General features: G+C 76.8%; 1 protein-coding gene. It reads left to right on the top strand.

Translation table 11 applies throughout. From position 1 onward, the window contains the following. On the top strand, nucleotides 1-254 hold a 254-nt coding region (locus AC0IY0_RS28855; protein WP_471766490.1), incomplete at both ends, for a transglutaminase-like domain-containing protein.

Raw genomic sequence — 254 nt, 5'->3', positions numbered from 1 at the left:
GTGCCCGCCGCCACGGCATTTGCCGCCGGCAAGGGCATCAGCCAGGACCTGACCCACGTCGTCATCACCGCCGCCCGCCACCGCGGCATCCCGGCCCGCTACGTCGCGGGCTACCGCGCCCGCGGCGACGGCCAGGCCGATGTCGAGGCGCCGCACGGCGGGGCCGAGGCGCTGGTGCCGGATCTCGGCTGGGGGGCGTTCGACGCCTGCTACCAGGACACCCCGTCCGACGGCCCGATCCGTGTCGCCTGCGG

The organism is Methylobacterium sp. AC315 (genome assembly GCF_979253755.1).
The sequence above is the reverse complement of the archived record's forward strand: the minus strand, read 5'-3'. Positions and strand labels throughout refer to the sequence as shown.